The sequence below is a fragment of the Rhodococcus sp. P4_E4 genome, assembly GCF_056401575.1.
On the sequence record NZ_JBFUJB010000006.1, the window covers coordinates 137,092 to 160,320 of the forward strand.

Genomic DNA, 23,229 nt, shown 5'->3' on the forward strand with positions numbered 1-23,229 from the left:
CGTGCGAGTAGGTGTCCTTGCGTACGAAGGTTGCCTGGCGGCCGAGATCTTCGTTTTCACCGACCTTCTCCTGATCGCGAATCGGGTCGCTGATGGAGCGTCCGCCGACCCCTTCGAGGTATCGGTCATCGCAGCGTCGGGCACGCCCGTAGTTGCGGCAGGTGGATTTTCGCTCGGGGTGCAGGAGGGGCATCACGACATCGATCACCTGGTTGTGCCGGGGTTCGACCTCGTGCCGTCCGAAGACCCTACGACGCGTTTGTCGCTGTGGGACAGAGAAATCGAGTTCATCCGTGCGTGCGAGGCTCGCGGCGTTCGGGTGTCGTCGGTCTGCGTCGGCGCGTATCTGCTGGGCGAGGCGGGACTGCTCGACGGACGCCGATGTACGACGTCGTGGCTGTACGGTGCGGACATCGCGAGTCGTTACCCCGGTGCGACGGTTCGAACCGACTCGTTGATCGTCCAGGACGACGGCGTCACCACCACTGCGGCGTTCACTGCCGCGCTCGACCTCGCAACAGCACTCGTGCGCGAGCATCTCGGCGACAAGATTGCTCGAAGGACTGCAAGAATTACTCTGGCGCCCGAAAACCGAACCAGTCAATCTCCGTACATCGTCGACTCGATGCTGCCCGTCAAACACACACAGTTCGCCGACGACGTCGGAAGTTGGCTGGTCGAACGGATGGCGGAGCCTTACGACTTGGATCTGCTGTCCGATGCTTTTCACCTCAGCACCCGAACCATGCTTCGGAAGTTCAAGGACGAGACCGGGGAATCGCCGCGCAGTTACCTGCAGCGGGCACGGATCCGAAAAGCGAAACGGTTGTTGGAATCGACCGACTGGTCTATCGGAAAGATCTTGGGGCACATCGGTTATCAGGATCCCGGAACCTTCCGTCGCCTGTTCACCGACCGCGTCGGCATCAGCCCGGCCGACTACCGAAAGCGATTCCGCAACGGCGGCACCGGATAAGGCGTGTGGCGAGCCAGCCCGAAAACGTGGCGAACCGCCCTCTTCTGTAGTTGATCCCGCCGCCGAAAGACTGTGCAGAGGAATTGTTTCGACTACTGAGAGGGCTCACCGTGCCGAACCGGAGCATGACCGAAGACGATCCGCTCGAAGACTTCGACCGTCGAACGATCACCATCGACGCAGTGGCGAAGTCCGTGTACGTGGCCGGCGCCGGTCCCGCAGTTATCGTCATGCCGGAGATGCCGGGCATCAGCCCGCATGTAGCGCGATTTGCCCGCTGGGTGCGCGACGCCGGTTTCACTGTCTTCGTTCCGTCTCTGTTCGGGCGCGCCGGAGCGGTCCCCACAGTGGACGAGGGGCTGACGGTGTTCAAGAGAGCCTGCGTCAGTGCGGAGTTCCGCGCCCTCGCTGTCGACGAACCGAGTCCGGCGGTCCGTTGGCTGCGTGCACTCGCCGCTTCGGCGCACGAGGAGTGCGGCGGTCCTGGCGTTGGCGTGATCGGGATGTGCTTCACCGGCAACTTCGCGTTGTCGATGATGCTCGAACCCTCGGTCATCGCGCCGGTTCTCGCCCAACCGTCGTTACCGCTCGATCGACCGGACGAAACCGACAGCGGGCCCGAAGAACTCGAAGCCGTGCGCTCGAGACTCGAAGCCGACGACCTCACGGTGCTTGCATACCGCTTTCAAGGTGACCCGTTCTGCCGCGCACAGCGATTTGCGGCCTACTCGAAGGCCCTGGGCGAGCGCTTCGTCGGGAAGGTACTGCCCGACGAAGCGGCCAACGCGACAACGTCACCGTTCTTCGAACACGTCATTGCCAATCCACACAGCGTGGTGACGGCTCATCTCGTCGACGAGGCGGGATCGCCCACCACCGTCGCTCGAGACGAGATTCTGCAGTTCTTCCGCGAGCGGTTGCTCGCGGAACGAACCAGCGATCAGTGAAGCTTGGTCATCCAGCCGTGGGTGTCGGCGAAGGTGCCGCGCTGAATGCCCGTGAGGGTGTCGCGCAGTGCCATCGTCACTTCACCCGGCTCGCCGTCGGCGATGGTGAACTCGCCCTCGGCGGACTTGACACGTCCGACGGGGGTGATGACTGCTGCTGTGCCGCAAGCGAAGACCTCGGTGATTTCACCGCTCTTGCACTTGGTGCGCCATTCGTCGGTGCTGATCTTGCGCTCCTCGACGGCGAAACCGGAATCGGCGGCAAGGGCGAGCAGCGAGTTGCGCGTGATGCCTGGCAGCAACGAACCGGACAGCGACGGCGTCACGAGGCGAGCGTCGGGGCCGGAGCCGAAGACGAAGAACAGGTTCATTCCACCCATTTCCTCGACGTACGTGCGCTCGATGGCGTCGAGCCAGACCACCTGGTCGCAACCCTCGTCGGCGGCTTGCGCCTGGGCGAGGAGCGAAGCGGCGTAGTTGCCGGCGAACTTGGCCGCGCCGGTACCGCCGGGGGCCGCGCGAACGTATTCGGTGGACAGCCACACACTGACCGGCTTGACGCCGCGCGGGAAGTACGCACCGGCGGGTGAGGCGATCAGCAGGTAGCGGTACTCGTCGGCGGGACGGACACCGAGTCCGGCTTCGGTGGAGAACATGAACGGACGGAGGTAGAGCGCGTCCTCGCCACCGGCTGCGGGAACCCAGTCGAGATCGACGTCGATCAGTTCGGTGATGGAATCGATGAACATCTGCGACGGGAGCTCCGGCATGGCCAGACGGCGCGCAGATGCTGCGAAACGCTCGGCGTTGGCCTCGACGCGGAACGAGCTGATCTCGCCACCCGGCTGACGGTATGCCTTGAGGCCCTCGAAGATGGCCTGTCCGTAATGCAAAACCATTGCGGCCGGATCGAGCTCGATGTTTCCGTACGGCAACACCTGGGCGTCGTGCCAGCCCTTGCCCGCGGTGTAGTCGATCGAGACCATGTGGTCGGTGAAGTGCCGCCCGAAGCCGGGCGCCGCCAAAATGTCACGGCGCTCGGCGTCGGACTTCGGGGACGAGCTCTGAACACGAACGAAATCGGCGGCACCTGTCATGGGCGCAATCCTATCGAACGTGAAAAAGCTCTCTACTTGGTGTTGGTCTCCACGAACGGAGGAGACACCACGACGCACCGAAGAGCACGACCACGGACGTCGACTTCGATCTCGTCGCCGGCCGAGACATTGGCACCGGAATCGAGGAGCGCCAACGCAATTCCCACTTTGAGCGAAGGCGAAAACGTCCCCGAGGTGGTCTCGCCGATTGCCTCGCCGTCACGCAGAACACCGAGGCCGGCACGAAGCACGCCGCGATCGAGAGCCTTGATCCCCCAGAGTTTGCGAGCCGGGCCGGCAGCCTTCTCGTCGGTCAAGGTCTCTTTGCCCCAGAATGTCGGCTTCTTCCAACCGATCGCCCATCCGCAGCGCGCTTCGAGCGGAGAAATCTCGAGCGAAAGCTCATGCCCGTGCAGCGGATAACCCATCTCGGTACGAAGAGTGTCACGGGCGCCGAGTCCGGCGGCCTGCCCACCCTCGGCGCGCACTGCCTCGAGAAGCGCACGGAACAACGGTTCGCTGTCCTCCCACCGCGGCAGGAGTTCGTAGCCGACCTCACCGGTGTAACCGCTGCGGCACACACGAACAGGCACGCCGTTCCATTCCGCATCTTCGTACGCCATGTACTCGATCTCGGTGGGAAGTCCCAGCGCCGTCAGAACCGCCACCGATTTCGGACCCTGCACAGCCAGCACACCGTAGGCACGATGCTGATCCTCGACGGTGATTCCGTCCGGTGCGAGGGCGACCAGAGCCGCAACGACGTCCGCGGTATTGGCCGCGTTCGGGACGAGGAAGATCTCGTCGTCGCTGACGTAGTACGCGATGAGGTCGTCGATGACACCACCGGACTCGTTGCAGCACAACGTGTACTGAGCCTTACCCGGCCCGATCTTGTTCAGATCGTTGGTCAGTGCGGAGTTCACGAATTCTGCGGCGCCCGCGCCACGCACGACGGCCTTGCCGAGGTGACTGACGTCGAAGAGTCCGACATTCTCACGCACAGAGGTGTGTTCGGCCACGACGCCGGCGTACGAAACCGGCATCTGCCATCCCCCGAACGGCGCGAACGTCGCGCCGAGTTCGACGTGGACGGGGTGGATCGGGCCCTGCAACAGTTGTTCGTCGGTCATGGCCCACAACCTATCGGACTTCGCCGATCGAAACATGTCCGCAGCGAGAGCTCACCCGGCCGCGACGATCGCCCGTCCGCAAACGGCAAAGGGCCTAACATCGACTCAGGCATCCGCCAGAACCGGACGCATCGCACACTCACCTCACAGGAGACACCTTGAGCACTCGCACAGCCCGATCGTTGGGACCCGACCTCGTTCTCGCCGGCACAGTCGCCAAGCGCGCAGAGATATTGGTCGTCGGTCTGACGTCGGGTCCGGACGGCCCCGAGATCGCACTCAGCGAAGGCATCGTCGCCGAAGACGTGCTCGCCGAGATCCTCGACAGCCTCATCGCCGTCGGCGCCACCGGCAAGCCCGAGCAGCTCACCCGCGTCCCGGCACCGAGCGCGCTGTCGGTCACCAGCGTCCTCGCCGTCGGACTCGGCTCCGCCGACAAGCTCGACAGTGAGCAGATCCGCAAGTCCGCGGGCGCTGCAGCTCGCTCGCTGTCCGGCATCGACACCGTCGCAACCACGCTCTCGATCCTCGATCTCGGCGCAGCCGCCGAGGGATTTGCGTTGGGCGCGTACAGCTTCACCGAATTCAAGTCGTCCATGACGGCTCCCGGTCCTGATTCGCAGCCACTGGCCCGCGTCGAACTTCTGGTGCCCTCGCCGCGCACGAAGGAGACCAAGGCAACGCTGGCACGGTCGGCAGCGATCGCCGAGGCCGTCGCCACCGCACGCGAGTTCGTCAACACTCCCCCGAGCCACCTCTACCCCGCCGAGTTCGCCGCGCGCGCCAAGGCACTGGGCGTCGAGGCCGGGCTCACCGTCCAGGTGCTCGACGAGAAGGCACTCGAGAAGGGTGGCTACGGCGGAATCATCGGCGTCGGCAAGGGCTCGTCACGCCAGCCTCGTCTCGTCCGCCTCGAATACGCGTCGAAGAAGCGTGGAGCCCGCAAGGTCGCACTGGTGGGCAAGGGCATCACCTTCGACACCGGCGGAATCTCCATCAAGCCTGCCGCCGGGATGGAGAACATGACCTCGGACATGGGCGGCGCCGCAGCCGTCATCTCCACCGTCGTGCTTGCCGCCAAGCTCGGTCTGCCCGTCAACGTCGTCGCATACGTCCCGATGGCCGAGAACATGCCGTCCGCGACCGCCCAACGTCCCGGCGACGTGCTGACCCAGTACGGCGGAATCACCATCGAGGTCGTCAACACCGACGCCGAGGGCCGTTTGATCCTGGCCGACGCTATGGTTCGCGCGGGTGAGGACAACCCCGACTACATGATCGACACCGCAACCCTCACCGGTGCGCAGATGGTGGCGCTCGGCAACCGCACCCCCGGCGTCATGGGCACGGACGAGTTCCGTGACCGCGTCGCCTCCATCTCGCAGAGCGTCGGCGAGAACGGTTGGGCCATGCCGCTGCCCGAGGAACTGCGCGGAGATCTCGACTCCAAGGTCGCCGACATGGCCAATGTCACCCCGCACCGCTGGGGCGGCATGCTGGTCGCCGCTCACTACCTCAAGGAATTCGTTCCCGAGGGTGTCCAGTGGGCGCACATCGACGTCGCAGGTCCTGCGTACAACACGTCAGGGCCGTGGGGTTACACCGGCAAGGGCGGCACCGGCGTTCCGGTTCGCACGATGATCTCGGTCCTGGAGGACATCGCGGTCAACGGCTGACCACTTGCTGTGCGCCTTTATTAACCGCGGGAGGTTAATAAAGGCGCACAGCAGTTCAGGCGCCGTCGCGCAATTCCTGCTCTCGGGCCCGCTTGCGTTCGATTCGCTTACGCTCGTCGTGATCGCGCATACGCTGCGGATATCCCGTTTTTCGGACGTCGTAGACCGGAATCTTCAGGTCTTGTCCCAATTTGCGGGCACCACGTTCGCCGCCGACACGACGACGAGTCCACTCCCCGTCCTTCGCGACGAGGACAACGGTCACCTCGGTCACCGTCGTCTGCGGTTCCACATAGGCCTCGACGCCTTCGTGCGAGTGCGCCCAATTCGCCAGATGATCCGCATCACTCTGCGCTGCGGCCTGAGCCGCACTCGGCGGACGCTTGAAACGATCGAACAGTCCCACGGTCGTACCCTCCTCGGTACCGACGCCGCGGATGCACCCCGGCGATATGTCAAGTTTGCCAGGCGATGTCCGTTGTGCCTGCGCACGACATACCGTTTGGTCCGCTTACGACGTTACAGCCGGACCCCCAACGCATACCTACTCGCCAGTAGCCGACACACCCGAAACGGACGGCATCCCCCTCATCGGACACGCCCGGCGTATCAATGGAAAGATGAACGACGGTGACGCCGCGCCCGCGCGTCGACATCGGCAAAATAGCTACAAGTAGCCGCACGTCGCGCGCCACTCGAGCACAATGCATTACGACCACAAGTCGACAAAATTCAACAACCCGAACACAACTGTCGAGGAGTCAAAAGACATGGCCTTCTCCGTCCAGATGCCAGCCCTAGGTGAGAGCGTCACCGAGGGAACTGTCACACGGTGGCTCAAGCAGGAAGGAGACACGGTCGAAGTCGACGAACCCTTGCTCGAAGTCTCCACGGACAAGGTCGACACCGAGATTCCGTCTCCCGTCGCCGGCGTCCTGACCAAGATCGTCGCGCAGGAAGACGACACCGTGGAAATCGGTGGCGAGCTCGCCCAGATCGGTGAAGCCGGCGAAGCCGCAGCACCCGAGGCAGAGGCACCCGCCCCCGCCGCAGAGGAAGCTCCCGCCGAGGAAGCCCCGGCTGCCGAGGAACCCGCCGAAGAAACTCCCGCCGCCGAGGCACCCGCTGCTTCCGGCGGTTCCGCTGAAGGCACCGCCGTGACGATGCCCGCCCTCGGCGAGTCGGTCACCGAAGGCACCGTCACCCGCTGGCTCAAGGCCGTCGGCGACGAGGTTGCCGTCGACGAGGCGCTGCTCGAAGTCTCGACCGACAAGGTCGACACCGAAATCCCGTCCCCCGTCGCCGGAATCCTGCTCGAGATCAATGCGCAGGAAGACGACACCGTCGAGATCGGTGGCCAGCTGGCCGTCGTCGGATCCGGCGCACCCGCCGCAGCTCCGGCACCCAAGGCCGCTCCCGCAGCACCGGCCGCTCCGCCGGCACCCAAGGCTGAAGCACCGAAGGCTGAAGCACCGAAGGCTGAGGCACCCAAGGCCGAGGCACCCAAGCCTGCTGCCGCACCGGCCGCACCCGCTCCGAAGCCTGCTGCAGCTCCCGCACCGGCGGCCGCACCCGCAGCTTCCGGCGACAGCAGCCCGTACGTCACCCCGCTCGTGCGCAAGCTCGCCACGGACAACGGCGTCGACCTCGCGACCGTCACCGGCACCGGCGTCGGCGGCCGTATCCGCAAGCAGGATGTGCTCGCCGCTGCGGAGGCCAAGAAGGCTCCCGCCGCCGCTGCTCCTGCTGCAGCACCCGCGGCCGCACCGGCCGCCACCGCAGCCGCAGGCGTCCGACCGGAACTGGCACACCTGCGCGGAACCACGCAGAAAGCCAACCGTATTCGGCAGATCACGGCCACCAAGACGCGTGAGTCGCTGCAGAACACCGCTCAGCTCACGCAGACCTTCGAGGTGGACGTCACCAAGATCGTCGCCCTGCGGGCCCGTGCCAAGGCCGGCTTCATCGAGCGCGAAGGCGTCAACCTGACGTTCCTTCCGTTCTTCGCCAAGGCAGTCGTCGAGGCGCTGAAGTCGCACCCGAACATCAACGCCAGCTACGACGAGGCTGCCAAGCAGATCACCTACTACGACGCTGAGCACCTCGGCATCGCAGTAGACACCGATCAGGGCTTGCTCTCCCCCGTCATCCACAACGCCGGCGATCTCGGCCTTGCCGGTTTGGCTCGCGCCATCGCCGACATCGCGAAGCGTGCACGCTCGGGTGGCCTGAAGCCGGACGAGCTCTCGGGTGGAACCTTCACCATCACCAACATCGGCAGCCAGGGCGCGCTGTTCGACACCCCGATCCTGGTACCGCCGCAGGCGGCCATGCTCGGAACCGGCGCGATCGTCAAGCGCCCGATGGTGGTCACCGACGAGAACGGCAACGAGTCCATCGGCGTTCGCTCGATGATCTACTTGCCGCTGACCTACGATCACCGTCTGGTCGACGGCGCCGACGCCGGCCGATTCCTCACCACTGTGAAGCAGCGGTTGGAAGAAGCCTCGTTCGAAGCTGATCTGGGCCTGTAAGCAACTGCTCGGCCGGCCGGGGCGTCATCTCCATCAGGAGGTGGCGCCCCGGCTTTTTCAGTACGGTCGGATATACACGGTCGGATATCGAAGCAGGCTGAATCGAAGGAGGCTTTCCGAATGCGAGTAGTCATCGCCGGCTCGTCCGGTTTGATCGGAACGGCCTTGGTGTCATCGTTGCGCTCCGACAACCACGACGTCGTACGTCTCGTGCGACGCTCGACCGCTGGACCCGACGAATCGCGTTGGGACCCGGACCAGGACCGTCTGGACCTCTCCGTCCTACAGGGCGCTGACGCCGTCGTGAACCTCTGCGGCGTCGGCATCGGCGACAAACGGTGGTCGGGTTCCTACAAGCAGGCGATCCGTGACAGCCGCATCGTCGCGACCGATGTCCTGGCCGAAGCTGTCGCAAGTCAGAAGGTTCCCGTACTCGCCAACGCGAGCGCCGTCGGCTATTACGGCGACACCGGCGACAAGATCGTCGACGAGGATTCGCCGGCGGGCACCGACTTTCTCGCCACGACGTGTCGCGATTGGGAAATTGCCACCGAGCCCGCACGCAAGGCGGGAGCCCGCGTGGTCAATCTGCGCTCGGGCGTCGTGATTTCACCCCACGGCGGCATGCTCGGTCGGCTTCGGCGCCTTTATTCGTTCGGTCTCGGTGGGCGATTGGGCAACGGTCGCCAGTACTTTCCGTGGATCTCACTCGAGGACGAGTGCGACGCGATCAAGTTCGCGCTCACGAATTCCGAAATCTCCGGTCCCGTCAACCTGACCGGTCCGGCACCTGTCACCAACGCCCAGTTCAACGACGCCATGTCCCGTGCGGTCCACCGACCGGCTCCCTGGATCGTTCCCGGGTTCGCACTCGAAGCGTTGATCGGAGAATTCGCCAAGAGTGGCATCCTCGGTGGCCAGCGCGCCATTCCCGCGGCCTTGGAAAAGGCGGGATTCTCCTTCCGCCACAACACGATCGGCGAAGCGCTGGCGGCCGCACTCGGATGATTCCGAAGTCGGGCGTAATCTCTACGTCCATGAGCAGCGCTGACGTTTCCGCCCGGTTCTCGAAACTGCCGATCACCGTCGAGCAACTCGGTTTGACTGACTACAACGCCGCGTGGGACCGCCAGCGTGAGCTCGCGGCAGCGCGGGCAGACGACATCGGACCGGACACGCTACTGCTCCTCGAACACCCGCCGGTGTTCACGGCAGGACGACGCACGGAACCCGAAGACCGTCCCGTCGACGGCACACCTGTCATCGACGTCGACCGCGGCGGGAAGATCACCTGGCACGGCCCCGGCCAGCTGGTCGGATATCCGATCGTGAAACTGGCCGAGCCGATCGACGTGGTGCGGTATGTCCGACGCATCGAGGAAGCACTGATCACGGTGTGCACGGACCTCGGGCTGAATTGCGGGCGCATCGACGGCCGCTCCGGCGTCTGGCTGCCCGCCGAACTCGCAAACGGGCAATGGAAGCCCGAGCGCAAGGTTTCTGCCATCGGCGTGCGCGTCCAACGTGGCGTGGCACTGCACGGCTTCTCCCTGAACTGCAATTCGGTCCTGACCGGATTCGACAACATCATTCCCTGCGGCATCCGTGACGCCGGGGTGACGACGCTGTCGGACGAACTCGGTCGCGACGTCACCGTGGACGAAGTCACTCCCGCTGTGACCGAGGCAGTGATCGCTGCTCTCGACGGAACCATGCCCGTCACCGAACGGAACGTCGAGCGCGTCACCTTCGAAAGCGCCTCGCCTACTCCGACTTTTACTACCGTTCAGTACAGCTGACGGGCTCGCCCGAACCCCGTTGCAGTAATCACCGGGCGTAGGATCGTCCCCGTGACTATCGCCCCAGAAGGACGTAAGCTGCTCCGCCTCGAGATCCGAAACGCGGAGACGCCCATCGAACGCAAACCCAACTGGATCAAGACCCGCGCAAAGATGGGCCCCGAGTACACGGAGCTCAAGGGCCTGGTCAAGCGTGAAGGTTTGCACACCGTCTGCGAGGAAGCAGGCTGCCCCAACATCTACGAGTGCTGGGAAGACCGCGAAGCCACGTTCCTGATCGGCGGCGAGCAGTGCACACGCCGCTGCGACTTCTGCCAGATCGACACCGGCAAGCCCGAGGCCCTCGACCGCGACGAGCCCCGTCGCGTCGCGGAAAGCGTTCAGGCCATGGGGCTTCGGTACTCCACGATCACCGGCGTCGCCCGCGACGACCTCCCCGACGGAGGCGCCTGGCTCTACGCCGAGACCGTCCGCAAGATCCACGAACTCAACCCGGGCACCGGCGTCGAGAACCTGGTTCCGGACTTCAACGGCAAGCCGGAACTGCTCGACGAGGTCTTCGCCTCACGCCCCGAGGTACTCGCACACAACCTCGAGACCGTCCCCCGCATCTTCAAGCGGATCCGTCCGGCATTCCGGTACCAGCGCAGCCTCGACGTCATCACCGCAGCACGCGACTACGGACTGGTCACCAAGTCCAACCTGATCCTCGGTATGGGCGAAACCCCTGAAGAGGTCACCGAGGCGATGGCAGATCTCCACGCCGCCGGCTGCGACATCCTCACCATCACCCAGTACCTGCGCCCCTCGCCCCGGCACCACCCCGTCGAGCGGTGGGTCAAGCCCGAGGAGTTCGTCGCACACTCCAAGGCTGCAGAAGAGATGGGCTTCGCCGGCGTCATGGCCGGTCCGTTGGTTCGCTCGTCGTACCGCGCCGGCCGCCTGTATGCGCAGGCCATGGCACATCACGGCCGTGAACTGCCCGAGGCGCAGCGTCATCTGACCGAGGGCGGAGACGCTTCCCAGGAAGCCAGCTCACTCATGGCGCGCCTGAATCGCTGATCCACTTTTTGCTGTGCGCCTTTATTAACCGCGGGCGGTTAGTAAAGGCGCACAGCAATGGACGTATCCTGGGTACATGGCGAACGGCAGCAAATCCGGTAAGGGCAAACCCACCAAAGAGGCAAAGGCTGCAGCGAAGGCTGCCCGCAAGCAGGCTTCCAAGGAACGTAGAACTCAGCTCTGGCAGGCATTCCAGATGCAGCGCAAGGACGACAAGCTCCTCCTGCCGCTGATGATCGGCACCCTCGTCGGTGCTGCTCTGGTCTTCTTCCTGGTCGGTCTCATCTGGGGCCTTCAGTGGTTCCTGCTGCCGATCGGCATCGTTCTCGGTCTCCTCGGCGCCTTCATCATCTTCGGTCGCCGCGTCCAGAAATCGGTGTACAAGAAGGCTGAAGGCCAGGCCGGTGCCGCTGCGTGGGCACTCGACAACATGCAGGGCGCGTGGCGCGTCACGAATGCCGTCGCCGGCACCACCCAGCTCGATGCCGTTCACCGCGTCGTCGGACGGCCGGGTGTCATCCTCGTCGCCGAGGGTTCGCCGCAACGCGTCAAGGGCCTCCTCGCGCAGGAGAAGAAGAAGACTGCCCGCCTCATCGGCGACACCCCGATCTACGACATCATCATCGGCAACGACGAGGGCCAGGTTCCGCTCTCGCAGCTCCAGCGCTACTTGAACAAGTTGCCCCGCAACATCGACACCAAGCGCATGGACAACATCGAAGGGCGCCTCGCTGCGCTCAGCGCACGCGGCGGCGGAGCGGCGCTTCCCAAGGGCCCGATGCCCGGAGGCGCGAAGATGAAGGGAATGCAGCGAACCATTCGTCGTCGCTGACACTCCCCCACAGCAAAACGAAAGACCCGGGCCCATACGGACCCGGGTCTTTCTTCGTTCGAGAAGTTTGTGTCAACGCGACTTCACGAGCAAAGTGCCGGTCGCGCGGTCCTGCATACCGCGACCGTCGATGTCGGTGATGGTCGCGGGAATGACGAACACCAGCAGCGCCTGACGCCCCAACGCGCGCACGAGGCCCACTCGGATCGGGCCTTCGATTCGCGCAACCTGAAGTCCGAGGACGAACTGCCCCGGGGTGAAGTTGAACAGAGCCACGGTGACGACACCGACGGCGAACCACACCATCAGCGTGACCGTCGAGGTCATACCGTCGAAGAAGTCTCCGGTGATGAGCGAGGCCACTCCCACGGCCATGACCCAATCCACCAACAGTGCGGCGATACGACGGCCCGAACCGACCAGCGAACCCGGCCCCTCCTGAGGGAAACCGAGGAACTCGCCACGGTACGACTGCTCACGGCCGTCCGTGCTCTTCGGCAAAGCTGCTTGCGGCCCAGAGAGCCAAGTTCCGGTGATACGTGCCATGCTGTCCAGGATAGGCGTCGCAGCACCGTAGTCCAGATTTGCCGGGTTTTAACTGTGTGGCCGGTCACATGGACTTCGGAAATCCCCAGGATGCTGCGACGCGTAACACTGCCGAAACAAAGGGTTGACGAGCGGGCAACACCAGCTCCCTACCGTCTGCCTCGACGGATTCAACCGACATCACTTGGCTGAAGCGACTTAAGGAGCACAAGCGTGGCGTTCACCACGGCCGAAGAGGTCATCAAGTACATCGCGGACGAGAACATCGAGTACGTCGACATTCGGTTCAGCGACCTGCCCGGCGTCCAGCAGCACTTCTCGATCCCGGCGTCTGCTTTCAACCAGGACGTGTTCGAGGACGGCCTCGCATTCGACGGATCTTCGGTCCGCGGATTCCAGTCGATCCACGAGTCCGACATGATGTTGCTTCCCGACGTCACCACGGCGCAGATCGACCCCTTCCGCAAGGCGAAGACCCTCAACATCAACTTCTTCGTGCACGACCCGTTCACCCGTGAGTCCTACAGCCGCGACCCGCGCAACGTTGCCCGCAAGGCCGAGGAGTACTTGGTCAGCACCGGCATCGCGGACACCGCATTCTTCGGCGCCGAGGCCGAGTTCTACATCTTCGACTCGGTTCGCTACGACTCCGGCATGAACTCCGCGTTCTACGAGCTGGATTCCATCTCCGGTTCCTGGAACACCGGCGCAGAGACCAACGCCGACGGCTCCCCGAACCTCGGCTACAAGGTTCGCGCCAAGGGCGGCTACTTCCCCGTCGCTCCGTACGACCACTACGTGGACCTGCGCGACGAAATCTCCACCAACCTGACCAACGCGGGCTTCGAGCTCGAGCGCGGCCACCACGAGGTCGGCACCGGCGGACAGCAGGAGATCAACTACAAGTTCAACACGCTGCTCGCAGCCGCTGACGACCTGCAGCTGTTCAAGTACATCGTCAAGAACACCTGCTGGCAGCACGGCAAGTCCGCGACCTTCATGCCGAAGCCGCTCTTCGGTGACAACGGCTCGGGCATGCACGTCCACCAGTCCCTGTGGAAGGACGGCAAGCCCCTCTTCCACGACGAGTCCGGCTACGCAGGCCTCTCGGACATGGCTCGCCACTACATCGGCGGCATCCTGCACCACGCTCCGTCGCTGTTGGCCTTCACCAACCCGACGATCAACTCGTACCACCGTCTGGTGCCGGGCTACGAAGCCCCCATCAACCTCGTGTACAGCCAGCGCAACCGCTCGGCAGCTGTCCGTATCCCGATCACGGGCAACAACCCGAAGGCAAAGCGTCTCGAGTTCCGCGCACCCGACTCCTCGGGTAACCCGTACCTCAACTTCGCTGCACAGATGATGGCCGGCCTGGACGGCATCAAGAACAAGATCGAGCCGATGGCTCCGGTCGACAAGGACCTCTACGAGCTTCCCCCGGAGGAGGCTCGCAACATCCCGCAGGCTCCGACCAGCCTCGAGACGGTCATCAACCGCCTCGAAGCCGATCACGAGTACCTGACCGAGGGTGGCGTCTTCACCACCGACCTGATCGAGACCTGGATCTCGCTCAAGCGCGAGCAGGAAATCGCTCCGGTCAACCTGCGTCCGCACCCGTACGAGTTCGAGCTCTACTACGACGTGTGATCCGCATCCTGACGTAAGTCAGACCTGCGAGTACCGAGTCCACCCGTCCCGCTTCTGCGGGGCGGGTGGACTTGTTTCGGTCCGAGGGAAACCCCTCGGACAGATGATGACCGGCCTTCATACCGGACGCGGTCGAATCGCGGATCAGCCGCGAGCACGTTCGCCGATGGCCGCATTGTTGACGATATGGGCGATTCGACCTGCCCGTGTTGCGTCTCGAGCGGCACAGACTATCCACCACAGCATCTGTTTGCGGGCGCTGGGCGGAAAACTGTCCCAGTTGCTTCGCGCTTGCGGGTCCAGGTCCAGCGCCGCCTGCAAGTCAGATGGTTCCTCGAGGTCTTCGACCTGGTCGAGAATCGTCCACCAACCAGTGGATTTCGCGGCAGCAATGGCACCACGACCAGCAGCGGTCATGAGGCCACGCGCCTCCATATCCGCTGCGCGTTCGCGGTTGAGTCGGGTCCACGAACTCTTGCGTCTACGCGGCGTGAACAGTTGCAAATTGCGCTCTTCGTCGAAGATGGTGTTGGTGGAATCGATCCAACCAAAGCAGATGGCTTCCTCAACGGCCTGAGGGTAGGGGCAGCGTGGTCGGCTGGTGGTGGTGCGCCAGGAGCACAACCACACACCTCGGCCTGACGTGTGATTGTCCGTCAGCCAAGTTCGCCACTGTTCCCGAGTCTCGGCGTGGATGATCGGGTAGTCGAACTTCCACGTCGGGGGGTGGATGGAAGCCGGCGATGATTTCGAATTGGTCAATTACTCTCCAAGCTCACAGGGGAACGGATACGTGTCTCGATAGACGAGGGGCCTGCGCGGGGAACACGTCCCCGCGGCAACCTGGACATGAATGGTTCTGTCGCACAATCCTCTTCTGACTGTCATGGTGGCGAGACCCTGAGGTGAAGGGCGAGCCGACTGACGGTGTCGGCAAGCTCGGTTGGTTCGATGACGACCACTGGGGCGGTGAGCGCAATGCGCGCAACCGTCATGGCGAGCCTGCCGAGATCTTCGCTGCGGATCTCGACAAGGCAGCGGTCCGCTGCCACCTCGATCGGTGTGTGGTCTATCCATCTGAGTACGCCCTCGAGGTCGGCGAACGTAGCTTCGATGGCGAGTTTTGCATCGTGGTGACGGGGTGGCGAGCCGACTGATCTCGCGACGAAGGCTGCCGCGTCACCGCCCGGGATCTCGCGTGGCGTGAAATGACTGCCTGCCAGCCAGGGCTCCGAGAGCCGGTCCAGTCGAAATGTTCGCCAATCCGCACGATGGTGGTCCCATGCTACGAGGTACCAACGACGTCCCGCCGTGACAAGGCGGTGCGGCTCGACGAGCCGTCTGCTGCTCTCGCCGTCACCTCGCCGGTAGTCGAAACGAACGTGCTCGTGGTCGCGACATGCCGCAGCGAGCACACTGAGTGCTTCGGGGTCGACGATGTCGTCATCTGCCCGCCGCATGGAACTGACGCTCGAATGCAGTGCCGACACACGTCGGCGTAGTCGATGGGGCAGGAGTGCTTCGATCTTGGTCAGCGCGCGCAGCGATGTTTCTTCGATGCCTCCGATGGCGGCCTCGGCGGCGTAGCGCAGTCCGACGGCTACCGCCACGGACTCGTCATCGTCGAGGATCAGGGGCGGCACGTGTGCCCCCGTTGCAAGTCGGTAGCCCCCGTACTTTCCGGACGTGGAATCGACCGGATAACCGAGGTCGCGTAGGCGATCGATGTCGCGGCGCACCGTCCGCTGCGTGACATCGAGTCGTGCGGCAAGTTCGGCACAGTGCCAGAAGCGATGGGTCTGAAGGAGCGAGAGCAATTGCAGTGCTCGGCCTGTGGGATCGTTCCGCATTTCTTCAGATTGCCAGCGATCTAGGACTTTATGTGTCCACGATGCTCCCTAACGTCGGAGCAACCGGTCGATCCAGACACGAGATCGGTACTCAACTCAAAGGAGCATCCGTGAATCCATCCGACTTCCCCAGGCCCGTCCTCATCCAAGTCAACGGCGTGGAACTCGAAGTCTTCGAGGCAGGGCGACACAATGCCGGGAAACCCATCGTGTTGTGTCACGGATGGCCAGAGCACGCCTATTCCTGGCGATACCAGGTGCCCGCCCTTGTCGAGGCGGGCTACCACGTCATCGTCCCGAACCAACGCGGCTACGGCAATTCATCACGTCCGACCGAAGTGACGGACTATGACATTGAACATTTGACGGGTGATCTCATCGCACTTCTCGATCACTACGGCTACGAAGATGCCACCTTTGTCGGTCACGATTGGGGTGCCTTTGTCGTGTGGGGCCTGACCCTGTTGCACCCGGACCGGGTAAACAAAGTGATCAACCTGAGCCTGCCCTACCAGGATCGCGGAGAGCAGCCCTGGATTGAGTTCATGGAAGCCGTGCTCGGCGGTGATTTCTACTTCGTCCATTTCAATCGACAGCCGGGCGTCGCGGACGCGGTGTTCGAAGACAACACCTTCCGGTTCCTCCGCAACCTGTACCGGAAGAACGAACCCCTCAGGGAGCCTCAGCCGGGTATGGCACTGATCGATCTCGCCAGAGCAGAGACACCACTCGGTGAGCCTCTGATGAACGATAGCGAATTGGCCGTTTTCGTCTCCGCCTTCGAATCGACAGGATTCACGGGCAGTTTGAACTGGTACAGGAACCTTGACCGCAACTGGCATTTGCTGGCGGAGGTGGACCCGATTATCCAACAGCCCGCACTTATGATCTACGGCGACCGTGACGCGATCGCGAGAGCTGAGAACCTGACAGAGTTCGTGCCCAATGTGGAAGTAGTCAATCTCGACTGCGGTCACTGGATCCAGCAAGAAAGACCCGAAGAGACCAACCAAGCGATCTTGAACTGGCTGGAGCGGCAGGATGCCACATAGTTTCAAGGCTAGGTGCGGGTCTCAGTGAAAATGTCAGTCTCATTCAAGTCCGATAGGGGGCGTGATCCGGACCCACCTTGTGTGTATCAAGCGGATTGCTGAGCTCGGATGTGGACGAGTCGGTAAGAGTCGGTGGCGGTTTCGATGATGTTGCCGCCGCAAGGTGAGCCGATCCACGATGGCGGCGCAAGGTCGTGGGTCGGTGAACATTGTCGTCCAGCCGGAGAACGACGCGTTGGAGGCGATGGCGACGGAGTTCTTTTCCTCCCGTTCGGTCAACACCTGGAAAAGCAGCTCAGCGCCTCGTTTGTCGAGTTCCATGTAACCGAGTTCGTCGATGCCGAGCAGATCCACTCGGCCGTAGCGGGCGGTCCCGACCACCCACTGCCAGTTGGCCCAGGCCCAACCAGTTCCGGCATGGCCTGGATGGACGTTGTCGCCTGCTGCATCGACAAGAGCCTCCCGCCACAATTCAAATCGCCTCTGATCCAACAAGTTACCGGGCTCCGGAAACGCGTCTACCTCTCCGGGTCCACTTTCGAGAATTAACGAGAGCGTCGGAAAACAAGCCATGCACTCAACCCGGCGATGGGCACAAGCCAAATCCCGAAAAAGAAGGCGACTGCTCGCCACACACCGATTCGCCGGGACACGGAAACCACATCGGCTGTTCCGACAAGGCACACGGAAATCCATATCAAGGCGAGAGTGAATCCGCCGACGTACAGAAGAACGAACGCCCCAAATCCGTCCATACAGTCCATTCCACTGTCGGCGCAGTCCTGAAGCCCCGCCGCACCGAGTAGAGAAATGTTCACAGTGGCGATGCTACGGACCAGGGCGTCCCGAACTTCCAAACGACCCGGCGGATTCGGCAATGCGAACGCCGGTCAGCCCGTACAAAGTAGAAGCCCCACCCCCGTGGGGAGGGCGGGGCTTCATTCGATCCGGCGCTCACGCACAGTGGGAGGGTGGTGGACATGCCGGACCGACGACACGGCAGGGAGTCAAGCTGCCGCGCCCAAGCGCTGACCTGAAGGAATGCGCCTGAGATTGTGGTTACGAGAACCATCAAACCAGACAAACTGGACGCATGTTCAGGAATTGAAAGATTCGACCCCGCACGTCAGAAAAGATCTCACTGCACCCGATAGGTTTCGCTGCGGCCAGGATCAACCAACCGACGCATGATCTCGTACGCACGGTCCGGATCCGTGTACGGCGGAATCATCATCAGAACGAGTTGACGACCATAGATGTCGTCGAGATACATCAAATCGTGAGGCTGGCCAGGGTACGGACCCCGCACTTCCAGTCCGTCGACCTCGTCGATACGACGCTGCGCGCTGCTGATCGTGTTCCAGTCGAACGCAACCCGCGCGATCGGCCCCAACCTCAGCGAAAGTGCGGATATCAGATCGTGAAGCTCCGCCGTGACGTTGGTGGTCCATGGGAACCACGCGCCGTCTACCGATGCCTTGACGGCGCCTTGACCACGAAGCAGGAACCGCGGAGTCCGCGTCGGCGACGGGAAAGGTTGCCCGACATGGCGCTGCGGCGCTTCCATTGCATAGTCGAGAGTGCTGATGTGCGCCATGACGAGGCTCCTTAACGGAGGATTCGTGGAACCGTCAGGCAGAGGCGCCCGGTCGTGGGTTCCATACTTTCAGGCTACTCCGCTGCGCAATCCCGACTACGCATCGACGGAAATGATCACGCCGGTGTCGCCATACGGGAACGGACCATTACCGATGTGACCGAGGGTGTTGAAGAATTTCGAAATAGGCACCATCACACCGTATTTCGCGTTCACTTTGCTGCGGATCTCGTCGAATTCAGGTCCGCCGCTCACCAAGTGAGCGGTCCCGGCAACCAGCAAAGAGCCGTCGGCAACCTTTCCGTGGTTGTTGCACGGCACGACGGTGACGCGTGGGTTGTTCCGCAGCCGCTTGGCCTTACCCGATTTCGAGGAAGTCCAGAACCCGATACGTCCGTCCGGCAATTGGCGTATGCCTCCACAAACTCCACGACCATGCACACGAATGAATTTTCTATGCCTCGCGCGTTTCGAAACGGACAATTATCCGGACGAAGATGAACAACAGGTGCCGAGTGATGGAAATGTCGCGGAACGACCACGTCTCAGGTCGATTTGTGGCCCGCAGGTGTTGGAACATGACTTCTCGTGAATGCGGAACTCATCGTTCTCCTCGTCGTCGTCGTAACCGCTCTGGGGTTCGACTTCACCAACGGTTTTCATGACACTGGCAACGCTATGGCCACGTCGATTGCAACCGGCGCCCTCAAGCCCAAGGTGGCAGTCGCTCTGTCTGCTTCCTTGAACCTGGTCGGAGCTTTCCTCTCGGTAGAGGTTGCTGCCACCGTGGCCAAGGGCGTGGTGAACCTCGGAAATGTGGGTGGCCAAGCGCTGCTCACCATCGTCTTCGCCGGCCTTGTCGGCGGCATCATCTGGAACCTGGCAACGTGGTTGCTCGGCATCCCCTCGAGTTCCTCACACGCACTGTTCGGCGGCCTGATCGGCGCCGCCATCGCGTCCCTCGGAATGAGCGGTGTCGCCTGGAGCGGCGTGCTCAGCAAGGTTGTCATCCCCGCAGTTCTCGCTCCCGTCGTAGCCGGCTTGGTTGCAGCGGCCGGAACCTGGCTCATCTACCGCATCACCTCCAACGTCGGTGAGGAAACCAAGGACAAGGGTTTCCGACTCGGCCAGATCGGTTCGGCTTCACTCGTTTCCCTCGCCCACGGCACCAACGACGCTCAGAAGACAATGGGCGTCATCTTCCTCGCCTTGGTCGCCCATGGAACCATCTCCGCCGACGCGGACATGCCGTTCTGGGTCAAGCTCACCTGCGCACTCGCGATCGCTGCCGGAACCTACCTCGGCGGGTGGCGAGTCATCCGCACACTCGGCAAGGGCCTGGTCGAGATCGCCGCGCCGCAGGGCATGGCGGCCGAAGCATCTTCTGCTGCCATCATTCTCACCTCCAGCCACCTCGGTCTTCCACTCTCGACCACCCATGTGGCGACGGGTTCCATCATGGGAACCGGTCTGGGACGCAAGGGCGCCGAGGTTCGTTGGGGCGTCGCCGGACGTATGGCGGTCGCCTGGTTGATCACTCTCCCGTCCGCTGCGATCGTCGGCGCTCTGTGCTGGGGACTGGCCAACATCGTCGGCGGCCTGCCCGGTGTCCTGGTCGTCTTCGCTGTGCTCATCGCCCTGGCCGGTTGGATGTACCTGCGCTCCCGCAAGGAGCCCATCGATCCGAGCAATGTCAACGCCGAGTGGGACGGCGGCCTGGTGCCTGCAGAGGTCCCCGGTCCGGACGCCCGCGTCACCACCGACGTCAAAGCCTGAAAGAGGGAATCGACATGGATATCTTGAAAAACACCGTCGACTCGCTCTGGCAGGTCGTACTTGTCGGCCTCCTGCTTGGCGCCGGACTTCCGGCGATCTTCGCAATCGGACTGAAGTCCCTCGACGCCGGGCAACGTGGCAGTGGCGGCGCGAGCACGGCCGTCGCGGCTCGCAGTCCGTTGGCCGTGGCAGGCGCAGTGGTGTGCTTCGCGGTAGTGCTCATCGCGATCGTCACCGGAATCCTCTTCATCATGCAGGGCTTCCTCAGCCACACATTCGGCATCGAGATCTTCTGATCCCTTGCGCCCTCACGAGCGGAAAGACATCACCGTGACTGCACCGACTCCATCCCTTCCTCAGTCCATTCTGGAATGGCTTCGCGCCGGCTACCCCGAAGGCATACCGCCCAAGGACCGCATTCCGCTGGTCGCATTGCTACGACGCAAGCTCTCGGACGCGCAAATTCGAGACATTGCCATCGGCGCTGCACTCGCAGAACTGAGCGACGTCAACAGCGACCAGGTGATCTCTAGCGACGAGATCAGCGCTCAGATCGCCGATCTCACGAGCCAGACTCCCTCGGACGAGGACATCGCGCGCGTTGCCTCCGTCCTGGCCGCCGCCGGGTGGCCCCTCGCTGATCTCGACAACGACTGAAGCTCGATTCGTTGAGTCTTCCACCACTTCTGGCTTCGATACTCGGCTGGCTCCGTGCCGGGTATCCGAACGGCGTGCCGGAGCAGGACTACGTCCCTTTGATGGCCCTGCTCCGGCGACAGCTGTCCGACGACGAGATCGCCGTTCTTGCCGACGATCTCGTCGCCGACTTTCCGGTTCCGGTCGATCCGATCGACTTTCCCGGTTCGGTCGATCCGATCGACATCGGCGTCCTCATCACCAAGGTCACCGACGATATTCCGCACGAATCGGACGTCGCCCGGGTACGTGAACACCTGATTCGTGGAGGGTGGCAAATCGACGCGCAACCTCCGGTCGACGACGCATGACGGCGCTACCTGAATCAGACCAGTTTGATAACGAAACGGTAACGGAGCCGTCGACGTCAATACAGACCACTTAGTGTCATCAGGAATTCCGTGCCTCGGGGGGCTCGGTCGGATTTCGGTGTGCAAGCACCTTTGGGGCGGGAGTAATACATGCACGAGGCTCACACAGATTTGGCGAAGAACCCAGATATTTCGAACCCGGATATTTCGAGAAACCGCATTTCGAAACGAATCAAGCGTCGGATCCTCGGCCTCGCCGCGACAGCACTCGCACTCCCCCTGACCGCAGGCCTGATCAGCGGATCAGTAGCGACCGCAGCGCCCGCGCGCACCGCCCCGGCCGGTGGATACGAGGAAGTGTTCGTCGACTCCTCGATGGGGCCGATCAAGGTTCAGATCCAGTGGGCTTCGCGCGGCGGCAACGCGGCGCTCTATCTTCTCGACGGTCTACGAGCACTCGACGACCGAAACGCATGGAGTTTCGAGACCAACGCTCTCGAGCAGTATCGCGGCGACAACGTCACCCTGGTCATGCCGGTCGGCGGGCAGTCCAGCTTTTACTCCGACTGGTATGCGAACAGCAATTTGAATCGCCAGCCGGTCACGTACAAATGGGAAACCTTCCTCACCCAGGAACTTCCCGCCTATCTGGAATCGCGCGGCGTCTCCCGAACCAACAACGGTGTGCTCGGATTGTCCATGGGTGGCAGCGCGGCACTGACGCTCGCCGCCTATCACCGCGATCAGTTCAAGTTCGCCGGATCGCTCTCGGGATACCTCAACATCTCAGCTCCAGGCATGCGTGAAGCAATCCGCGTGGCCATGGTCAGCGCAGGGTCCTTCAATGTCGATGCCATGTGGGGACCGCCATGGAACCCCGCTTGGCTCCGCAACGACCCCTTCGTATTTGCACCCGAGCTGGCTGGGCTCTCTCTGTACATCTCCGCCGCGAGCGGCCTACCCGGGCAGTTCGATCAACCTCGTCGTCCCGTCGACTTCGTGAATACCGGTAGCGCCATCGGCCTCGAAGCCCTTGCCCTGATGAACTCACGGGCATTCCAGCTGCGCATGAACTCCCTGGGAATTCCGGCAACGTACAGCTTCCCGGCCAACGGCACTCACTCGTGGCCGTACTGGGGCGCGGAACTGTGGAAAGCCCGAGGCCAGATCCTCGACACCCTCAACGCTTGGTGAACTGACAACGACTCGATCACCGACAATCGCAGGCCCCGACCGAATTTCGGTCGGGGCCTGCGTCGTTCGAAATCAGAGCGCGGCAAAGAGATCCACGGTATTGCCGTCGGGATCGAGAAGAACGGCGTAACGCTGGCCCCACACGGCATCAAATGGCTCTTTATGTCCGGGGAAGTCGGCTGTGATGCGCTGATACGCCTCGTCGACTGCAGCGGGTGTCCCGAAATCGAAGGCCAAAGCGACGGGGTGTCGACCTTCCCCGACGACGAAGTCAGGATCGAAGCTCGCGATGGTGGACAGCGCGTCCCAGGCCAGCCGAAGCCCACTGTCGAAAGTGAACTCCACGTGTGGAGCGTCAGCGGGTGTTTCCGGAATGTCGAGCCCGAGGGTTCGGTAGAACGCGAGGGAACGCGCGAGATCGTTGGTGACGATTCCGACGAGATCGAGTCTCGGAGAGACGGACACGGTATTTCTCCTGTTTCGGGTCGAGAAGTGATCGGC

24 protein-coding genes and 1 pseudogene are annotated in these 23,229 nt (G+C 63.0%); 15 read left to right on the plus strand and 10 right to left on the minus strand.

The window, feature by feature from the left end:
• Position 1: 1 nt before the first annotated feature.
• A complete protein-coding gene (locus AC1DVN_RS09380) occupies positions 2-976 on the plus strand; it encodes a GlxA family transcriptional regulator (RefSeq protein WP_477993743.1) in 975 nt (324 codons plus the stop codon).
• Between the two features lie 125 nt (positions 977-1,101).
• Positions 1,102-1,923, plus strand: a complete 822-nt coding sequence (locus AC1DVN_RS09385) for a dienelactone hydrolase family protein (RefSeq protein ID WP_081098373.1) — start codon at positions 1,102-1,104, stop codon at positions 1,921-1,923.
• Here the strand turns inward: AC1DVN_RS09385 and AC1DVN_RS09390 are convergent.
• Together AC1DVN_RS09390 and gcvT are read right to left on the minus strand one after the other, a co-directional pair.
• On the minus strand, positions 1,917-3,020 hold the full coding sequence (locus AC1DVN_RS09390) for a branched-chain amino acid aminotransferase (RefSeq protein WP_003941766.1): 1,104 nt from the start codon (positions 3,018-3,020) through the stop codon (positions 1,917-1,919). The genes AC1DVN_RS09385 and AC1DVN_RS09390 overlap by 7 nt on opposite strands.
• 32 nt (positions 3,021-3,052) lie before the next feature.
• Positions 3,053-4,153 carry a glycine cleavage system aminomethyltransferase GcvT gene (gcvT, locus tag AC1DVN_RS09395; protein WP_003941726.1) on the minus strand — a complete coding sequence of 367 codons (1,101 nt, stop codon included), beginning with the start codon at positions 4,151-4,153 and terminating at the stop codon, positions 3,053-3,055.
• A gap of 158 nt (positions 4,154-4,311) precedes the next feature.
• Between gcvT and AC1DVN_RS09400 the strand changes: the two genes are divergently transcribed.
• On the plus strand, positions 4,312-5,829 hold the full coding sequence (locus tag AC1DVN_RS09400; RefSeq protein ID WP_020908114.1) for a leucyl aminopeptidase: 1,518 nt from the start codon (positions 4,312-4,314) through the stop codon (positions 5,827-5,829).
• Positions 5,830-5,884: 55 nt separating this feature from the next.
• On the opposite strand, the gene AC1DVN_RS09405 is transcribed toward AC1DVN_RS09400, so the two are convergent.
• Positions 5,885-6,235: a hypothetical protein gene (locus AC1DVN_RS09405; protein WP_003941713.1), complete on the minus strand. Its 351-nt coding sequence runs from the start codon at positions 6,233-6,235 to the stop codon at positions 5,885-5,887.
• Positions 6,236-6,599: 364 nt separating this feature from the next.
• Between AC1DVN_RS09405 and sucB the strand changes: the two genes are divergently transcribed.
• The 5 genes from sucB to AC1DVN_RS09430 all read left to right on the plus strand — a co-directional run bounded on the left by sucB (position 6,600) and on the right by AC1DVN_RS09430 (position 12,056).
• Positions 6,600-8,363 carry a 2-oxoglutarate dehydrogenase, E2 component, dihydrolipoamide succinyltransferase gene (gene sucB / locus AC1DVN_RS09410; protein ID WP_283309785.1) on the plus strand — a complete coding sequence of 588 codons (1,764 nt, stop codon included), beginning with the start codon at positions 6,600-6,602 and terminating at the stop codon, positions 8,361-8,363.
• Positions 8,364-8,483: 120 nt separating this feature from the next.
• Positions 8,484-9,371 carry a TIGR01777 family oxidoreductase gene (locus tag AC1DVN_RS09415; protein ID WP_019748921.1) on the plus strand — a complete coding sequence of 296 codons (888 nt, stop codon included), beginning with the start codon at positions 8,484-8,486 and terminating at the stop codon, positions 9,369-9,371.
• Between the two features lie 29 nt (positions 9,372-9,400).
• Positions 9,401-10,162, plus strand: coding sequence for a lipoyl(octanoyl) transferase LipB (gene lipB, locus AC1DVN_RS09420; protein ID WP_477993744.1), 762 nt, complete (start codon positions 9,401-9,403; stop codon positions 10,160-10,162).
• Positions 10,163-10,213: 51 nt separating this feature from the next.
• Positions 10,214-11,224: a lipoyl synthase gene (lipA, locus tag AC1DVN_RS09425; protein WP_003941610.1), complete on the plus strand. Its 1,011-nt coding sequence runs from the start codon at positions 10,214-10,216 to the stop codon at positions 11,222-11,224.
• A 76-nt stretch (positions 11,225-11,300) separates the two neighbouring features.
• Positions 11,301-12,056 (plus strand): DUF4191 domain-containing protein, encoded by a 756-nt coding sequence (locus AC1DVN_RS09430; protein ID WP_003941625.1) that lies wholly within the window; start codon positions 11,301-11,303, stop codon positions 12,054-12,056.
• A 72-nt stretch (positions 12,057-12,128) separates the two neighbouring features.
• Here the strand turns inward: AC1DVN_RS09430 and AC1DVN_RS09435 are convergent, their stop codons facing one another.
• Positions 12,129-12,602, minus strand: coding sequence for an RDD family protein (locus AC1DVN_RS09435; protein ID WP_477993745.1), 474 nt, complete (start codon positions 12,600-12,602; stop codon positions 12,129-12,131).
• Between the two features lie 213 nt (positions 12,603-12,815).
• Between AC1DVN_RS09435 and glnA the strand changes: the two genes are divergently transcribed.
• Complete coding sequence (gene glnA, locus AC1DVN_RS09440) at positions 12,816-14,252, plus strand: type I glutamate--ammonia ligase (RefSeq protein WP_003941609.1); 1,437 nt, start codon at positions 12,816-12,818, stop codon at positions 14,250-14,252.
• Positions 14,253-14,396: 144 nt separating this feature from the next.
• Here the strand turns inward: glnA and AC1DVN_RS09445 are convergent, their stop codons facing one another.
• Positions 14,397-15,014: a YdeI/OmpD-associated family protein gene (locus AC1DVN_RS09445; RefSeq protein ID WP_047887990.1), complete on the minus strand. Its 618-nt coding sequence runs from the start codon at positions 15,012-15,014 to the stop codon at positions 14,397-14,399.
• A 122-nt stretch (positions 15,015-15,136) separates the two neighbouring features.
• Entirely contained in the window at positions 15,137-16,102 is a 966-nt protein-coding gene (locus AC1DVN_RS09450) for a helix-turn-helix transcriptional regulator (protein WP_020969896.1), read from the minus strand.
• 110 nt (positions 16,103-16,212) lie between these two features.
• Between AC1DVN_RS09450 and AC1DVN_RS09455 the strand changes: the two genes are divergently transcribed.
• Positions 16,213-17,154, plus strand: a complete 942-nt coding sequence (locus AC1DVN_RS09455) for an alpha/beta fold hydrolase (RefSeq protein ID WP_477993746.1) — start codon at positions 16,213-16,215, stop codon at positions 17,152-17,154.
• An 86-nt stretch (positions 17,155-17,240) separates the two neighbouring features.
• Here AC1DVN_RS09455 and AC1DVN_RS09460 read toward each other — a convergent pair.
• The 3 genes and pseudogenes from AC1DVN_RS09460 to AC1DVN_RS09470 form a co-directional block, all read right to left on the minus strand.
• Positions 17,241-17,523 (minus strand): annotated as a pseudogene (locus AC1DVN_RS09460) (ATP-binding protein); the annotation flags it as partial.
• Between the two features lie 769 nt (positions 17,524-18,292).
• Positions 18,293-18,751, minus strand: coding sequence for a DUF5994 family protein (locus AC1DVN_RS09465; RefSeq protein WP_003941615.1), 459 nt, complete (start codon positions 18,749-18,751; stop codon positions 18,293-18,295).
• Between the two features lie 96 nt (positions 18,752-18,847).
• Positions 18,848-19,156, minus strand: coding sequence for a PNPOx family protein (locus AC1DVN_RS09470; protein ID WP_019748929.1), 309 nt, complete (start codon positions 19,154-19,156; stop codon positions 18,848-18,850).
• Positions 19,157-19,339: 183 nt separating this feature from the next.
• Here AC1DVN_RS09470 and AC1DVN_RS09475 point away from each other — a divergent pair, with 183 nt between their 5' ends.
• The 5 genes from AC1DVN_RS09475 to AC1DVN_RS09495 all read left to right on the plus strand — a co-directional run bounded on the left by AC1DVN_RS09475 (position 19,340) and on the right by AC1DVN_RS09495 (position 22,728).
• Positions 19,340-20,527 carry an inorganic phosphate transporter gene (locus tag AC1DVN_RS09475; RefSeq protein ID WP_003941590.1) on the plus strand — a complete coding sequence of 396 codons (1,188 nt, stop codon included), beginning with the start codon at positions 19,340-19,342 and terminating at the stop codon, positions 20,525-20,527.
• 14 nt (positions 20,528-20,541) lie between these two features.
• Complete coding sequence (locus tag AC1DVN_RS09480; protein ID WP_019748930.1) at positions 20,542-20,823, plus strand: hypothetical protein; 282 nt, start codon at positions 20,542-20,544, stop codon at positions 20,821-20,823.
• 34 nt (positions 20,824-20,857) lie between these two features.
• Positions 20,858-21,184 (plus strand): DUF3349 domain-containing protein, encoded by a 327-nt coding sequence (locus AC1DVN_RS09485; protein WP_020908123.1) that lies wholly within the window; start codon positions 20,858-20,860, stop codon positions 21,182-21,184.
• 11 nt (positions 21,185-21,195) lie between these two features.
• Positions 21,196-21,534, plus strand: a complete 339-nt coding sequence (locus tag AC1DVN_RS09490; RefSeq protein ID WP_019748932.1) for a DUF3349 domain-containing protein — start codon at positions 21,196-21,198, stop codon at positions 21,532-21,534.
• 150 nt (positions 21,535-21,684) lie between these two features.
• Complete coding sequence (locus AC1DVN_RS09495; RefSeq protein ID WP_477993747.1) at positions 21,685-22,728, plus strand: alpha/beta hydrolase; 1,044 nt, start codon at positions 21,685-21,687, stop codon at positions 22,726-22,728.
• A 72-nt stretch (positions 22,729-22,800) separates the two neighbouring features.
• Here AC1DVN_RS09495 and AC1DVN_RS09500 read toward each other — a convergent pair whose 3' ends face one another.
• Positions 22,801-23,193, minus strand: coding sequence for a VOC family protein (locus AC1DVN_RS09500; protein WP_019748934.1), 393 nt, complete (start codon positions 23,191-23,193; stop codon positions 22,801-22,803).
• Positions 23,194-23,229: the final 36 nt, after the last annotated feature.